The 4,951-nt window shown below is 70.8% G+C and carries 4 protein-coding genes; 1 reads left to right on the forward strand and 3 read right to left on the reverse strand.

All coding sequences use genetic code 11. The annotated features are described in order from the left end of the window. Both VHK87_RS18600 and VHK87_RS18605 read right to left on the reverse strand, forming a co-directional pair. On the reverse strand, window positions 1-688 hold a 688-nt coding region (locus VHK87_RS18600), incomplete at its 3' end, for an AAA family ATPase (RefSeq protein WP_329636386.1). A gap of 38 nt (window positions 689-726) precedes the next feature. Next, entirely contained in the window at window positions 727-2,655 is a 1,929-nt protein-coding gene (locus VHK87_RS18605) for a S9 family peptidase (RefSeq protein ID WP_329636387.1), read from the reverse strand. A gap of 87 nt (window positions 2,656-2,742) precedes the next feature. Between VHK87_RS18605 and VHK87_RS18610 the strand changes: the two genes are divergently transcribed. After that, window positions 2,743-4,320 carry a TonB family protein gene (locus VHK87_RS18610; protein ID WP_329636388.1) on the forward strand — a complete coding sequence of 526 codons (1,578 nt, stop codon included), beginning with the start codon at window positions 2,743-2,745 and terminating at the stop codon, window positions 4,318-4,320. Here VHK87_RS18610 and dnaN read toward each other — a convergent pair. Beyond that, window positions 4,310-4,951: DNA polymerase III subunit beta (gene dnaN / locus VHK87_RS18615; protein ID WP_329636389.1), on the reverse strand; the 642-nt coding region annotated here is incomplete at its 5' end. The two genes, VHK87_RS18610 and dnaN, sit on opposite strands and share 11 nt — an antisense overlap.

The raw sequence follows: 4,951 nt of genomic DNA on the forward strand, positions 1-4,951 counted from the left end.
CGGTCAGCGACAGCCGAGCCTGCGGGAAGGGGCGCTCGCCGCGGGTGTCGATCTCGGCCTGCAGGGCCGTCAGGGTCCGCGCCCGGGCCGCGGCCATCAGCGCGCCGGCCTCGCCCATCCGCGCCTCGAGGGCCGACAGCCAGGCCGGGTCCGGCGCCTCGTCGGCGGTGAGCAGCCGCATCCGCTCGCGCTGGGCGCGCTCGTAGGCCGAGGCGTGGGCCGCGTGCAGCGGCTCGGCCGCGAACACCAGCCGGTCGAAGAACCGCCGCCGCTCGGACGCTCCTTCCAGGAACAGCCGGTCCTGAGCCGGCGTCAGCCACACCTGCCGCTGATGGTCCGCCAGCCGCCCGGGCGGAACGGTCTCGCCCTCCAGCCGCACGAGGCGGCGCGGCGCGCCGGGGCTCTCGACGCCGGTGCCGAGCCGCACCGGCTCGCCTGCCTGCTCCACCACCGCCGAGATCGCCCAGGCCCGCCCGACCGCCTCGCCCGGCAACCGGCGCCCGACCTCGGCGAGGCTCGAGCCGCGAAGGCCGCGTCCCGGCGTCAGCAGGCTGACGGCCTCCAGGAGATTGGTCTTGCCCGCCCCATTCGGCCCCACAAGCCATACCGCCCGCCCGCCGATCTCGACGTGCGCCCGCTCGTACGAACGGAAGTCGGTGAGGGTGAGGGAAGCGAGCGCGGTCCGCACCGGGAGGCTCTACCAGATGCGCCCCATCAGGGGGAGCGTTACGGCAGGCGGAAGACCTTCTTCAGGAACAGGGTTTCGGCTTCGCGCAGGGCGTCGCGGTTGTGCTTCTTGGCGAAGCCGTGGCCCTCGTCTTTGGCCATCATCCACCAGACCTCGCCACCGTTCTCGCGCACCTTGCGGACGATCTGCTGGCCCTCGGTCCAGGGCACCCGCGGGTCGTTGTAGCCGGCGACAACGAACAGCGGCCGGCTCATGCGGTCGGTCAGGTGGATGGGCGAGATCTTGCGGAACAAGGCCTGCATCTTCGGGTCCCGCTCGTCGCCGTACTCGGCCCGCCGCAGGTCGCGGCGATAGCCTTCGGTGTTCTTCAGGAAGGTCTCGAAGTCGGAGATGCCGACGCTCTCCATCGCCCCGGCGATGCGGTCGTTGTAGGCGGCCAGGCTCGCCAGGGTCATGAAGCCGCCGTAGGAGCCGCCGGTGACCACCACGCGGCTCGCGTCGAGGTCCGGCTGGGTCGCGATCCAGTCCAGCAGCGCGCCGATGTCCTTCACCGAGTCCTGCCGCTTCTCGCGGTTGTCGAGGGCGACGTAGGTCTTGCCGTAGCCGGTGGAGCCGCGGACGTTGGGGACAACCACCGCCGCGCCGAGTTCGTTCACCCAGTACTGGTAGGTGGGATTAAAGCCCGGCCGCTCCTGGCCCTCGGGTCCGCCGTGGATCGAGACGATCACCGGCGCCTTGCCGCCCGCCGGCGCCTTGGGGCGGTAGACCCAGGCTGGGATCTGGCGCTTGTCGAACGAGCGGAAGCGGATCAGCGACGGCTCGACCATCGCCGCGCGGTTCAGGCCGCCGAGTTCGCTCTCGGTCCAGCGGGTCAGGCGCGCCTGCGCCAGGTCCCAGACCCAGACGTCCGCGGGCGAGGTGGCGGTGTTGAGGCCGATGGCCAGCCGCTGGCCGTCGGGCGAGAAGCGCAGGGCCGTGAGCACGCCGGTGGGCAACTGCGGCTGGACCAGGTCCGCCCCGCCGCCGAATGGGCTCAGCGTCACCCTGGAGCGGCCGTCCTCGTTGGCCGAATAGGCGAGCAGCCTGCCGTCCTCGGAAAGGTCGAAGCTCTCGATGTCCCAGCCGCGGCCTTCGGCGATGGTGGTCCTGCGCCCGTCGGCCAGGTCGTAGCGGACCAGCCGGGCGAACTCCGAGCCTTCGTCCGAGATCATCAGCACGGCGCGACCATCGGCGGTGAACTCGCCGTCGGTGTAGGCGATCTCGGTCTCGGAGGGATTGATCTCGGTGAGGGCGCCGCTCGCCAGGTCGAGGACGAAGCGCTTGGACGACTGCACGGAGATGTAGCGGTTCAGCAGCAGCTTCGACCCATCCGGCGAGAAGGCGATCGGCGACATCGCCCCCGTCCCCTCGTGCGCCACGCGGCGGGTGGCGGGATCGCTCGCCTCCATCAGCAGGATGTCGTAGTCGCCCGAGCCCGGGGTCACCCGACTCCAGGCGAGGCGCCGGCCGTCCTTGGAGAAGACCAGCGACAGGTTGCGGGTCTTGGGCTCGGTGATCTGCACCTCCGCGCCGGCCAGGTCCGCCGCGTAGGCCTGGAAATACTCATCGCCGCCGGCATCCCGGCTGAAGATGTAGCGGCCCGGCGCCCCCGGCTGCGCGACGGCGCCCGCCACCGGCTCGTCGAAGAAGGTCAGCTGGCTGCGCACGCCGAGCGGCGCTGTGACCCGGTGCAGCTGGTTGGTCTGGCCGAACCTCGTGGTGATCAGCATCGAGCCGTCCGCGAGCCAGTCGCGGAAGCCGGCGGAGCGGGCGTTCTGGTAGCGCCGCAGCCGCTCGCGCACCTCGGGCGGCGTCTCCGGCACGTTCTCCGTCACCAGCGTCCCCACCTCGCGGGTGACGACCGTCGGCTGGGCGAGGGCGGGGGCGGAGAGGAGCGCGGTCGCGAAGGCGAGGAGAACGAGCTTCATTGCACCTAAATACCGCCTCACACGCGCTTGCGCGACGCCGGGCTTGCCGCCGCAAGCTGCAGCTTTAGGCTGGCGATGGGGGTGCGTATGCGACTGATGCTCGAACTGGCGGCGCTTTGGCTTGGGGCGCTCGTTTCCGCCGCGGACGCACAGCCGCGGGTGATCACCAATCCCGACTGGCAGGCCCGCCCTACCGGCGAGCAGCTCGCCAGCGCCTATCCCATGGTGGCTCAGATGCTGAACCTCGAGGGCCGGGCCACGGTCCACTGCCGAGTGAACGACCTTGGGCTTCTCGTGGACTGCCAAGTGCAATCCGAACTGCCGGACGGGCTGGGCTTCGGCCAAGCGGCGCTGGCGCTGACCGAGCGGTTCCGCATGAAGCCCAAGACGGTGGACGGCGAGCCGGTGGATGGCGGCACGGTTCGGATTCCCATCCGCTTCAGTCTCCCGGGCGGGGAGCTGCCGCCCCCGCCCGCGGCGCCCGCGGCGCCCGAACCGAGGCGGGCCCTCGCGCGGGAGATCTGGAACCGCGGCGGCGGGCAAACAGCCTTCGTGGCCGCCATCGAGGAGAGCGTGGCCGCCGCCACTGACTATGAGCTTGACCCCGAGGCCCTGGACCTGGCGCGGCAGGCCATGCGGCAGGCGGCAGAAGCTGCGGCCCGGGACGCCGGAGACTACTCCGTGGCTGGCCTCGCGGCCGCCTACGACGAGGCCGAGCTTCGCGCCATGGCTGATTTTGCGGCAAAGCCGGCCGGTCGCGCTTGGCTCGGCCTCGACCCGACGCGCGCGATCCCGTGGCAGGAGATGGTGTCGACTTATTTCGAGCTGGTGGCGGCGGACGCACGAAACCGCTTCTGCGCCTCGCGACTATGCGCGGTCGAAGGTCTGGAGGTCGCTTCGGCCCCGGAGGGGACCAACATCATCGACCCGGACTGGCTGCAGGAGCCGACGTTCGAGCACGTCTTCCAACGCCTGCCGGAAGCGCTGAGGATGCTCCGCATCGGCGGCCTGGTTCGGCTGGCGTGCCGGGTTGGCGCGTTCGGGGTGCCGGAGGACTGCAAGGTCGTCGGCGAAACGCCGCCGAACCTTGGACTGGCGAGAGCCGCGCTGGAGGTTTCGCCCTGGTTCAAGCTCAACGCCGAGATGATGGGCCAGGGCGCCGCCGGCGAGAGCCTGAGCTTCGTCGTCGTGTTCCCCGGCGGGAACTTTCCGGGTGTGGAGATGCCCACGCGGGCGACTGTGACTCCGGGCGACAACCACGCGCTCGCCCGGGAGGTCGCGCGGCTGCAGGTGGGCGACCTCCCGGCGGAAGCCGCCAAGACTGAGGCCGCCTCGGGCGCGGGGATCGAGGCCGAGGTGCGGAGGGCGTTCGCGGCCGCCGCGATCGCTCAACGGCCCGCCTTCGTGGAGCTCCTTGCGGACGCCTTTGCGAGCACCTTCACTCGCTCCGATCTCGAGGAGATCCGCGCTTTCCTCTCCTCGCCGATAGGGCGTCAGATCGCCACCGGTGATGTCAACGCCAACCGCGCAACGCTCGGCGCCTATTACTACGGTGTGCGGGTCGGAGTGATGGCCGGCGAGGCCTTCTGCCGCAAGCGCACCTGCCTTCCGATCGAGCCGCCGGCTAAAGCAGCCACGCCGGCGGGCGGCCCGCCTAAACCCTGAGCGGCATCAGCACGTACTGGACGTCCGGGTCGACGGGGTCGAGGACCAGGGCCGGGTCGTTGGGACCGCCGAAGCGGAACTCGGCGGTCTCGCCGCTGATCTGGTCGGTGACGTCCAGCAGGTAGCGGGCGTTGAAGGAGAGCTCGAAGGGCTCGCCGGAGTAGTCGATCTCCAGCTCCTCGACGGCCTGTCCGGCTTCCATGTTGCGGACGGTCAGCACCACGCGACCGGGCTCGATGGCCATGCGGACCGACCGGCTCTTCTCGGCCGAGATGGTGGCGACCCGGTCGACGGCGGCCGCGAACAGCCGGTTGTCGACCATCATCACCCGGTTGTTGTCCTTCGGGATCACCCGGCTGTAGTCCGGGAACGAGCCGTCGATCACTTTCGAGGTGAGGGCGGCTCTACCGAACTCGAAGCGGACCTTCTGCGGGCTGACCTGCAGGTCGACGCTCTCGCCGGCGTCGTCCAGCAGCCGGCGGGCCTCGCTCACTGTCTTGCGCGGCACGATCACGCCGGGGGAGCCGGCCGTGCCCTCGGGGGCCGGCATTTCGGCCAGCGCCAGGCGGTGGCCGTCGGTAGCCACGGCCCGCAGCTTGGCGATGCCGTTGTCATTGACGGTGTGGAGGTA

It is taken from the genome of Phenylobacterium sp., from assembly GCF_036263695.1.
GTDB lineage: Bacteria > Pseudomonadota > Alphaproteobacteria > Caulobacterales > Caulobacteraceae > Phenylobacterium.

Bases quoted from the DNA above. Each gene is read 5' to 3' on its own strand.
- VHK87_RS18605 (WP_329636387.1), bottom strand. From the start codon at position 2,655: ATGAAGCTCGTTCTCCTCGCCTTCGCGACCGCGCTCCTCTCCGCCCCC.
- VHK87_RS18610 (WP_329636388.1), top strand. From the start codon at position 2,743: ATGCGACTGATGCTCGAACTGGCGGCGCTTTGGCTTGGGGCGCTCGTT.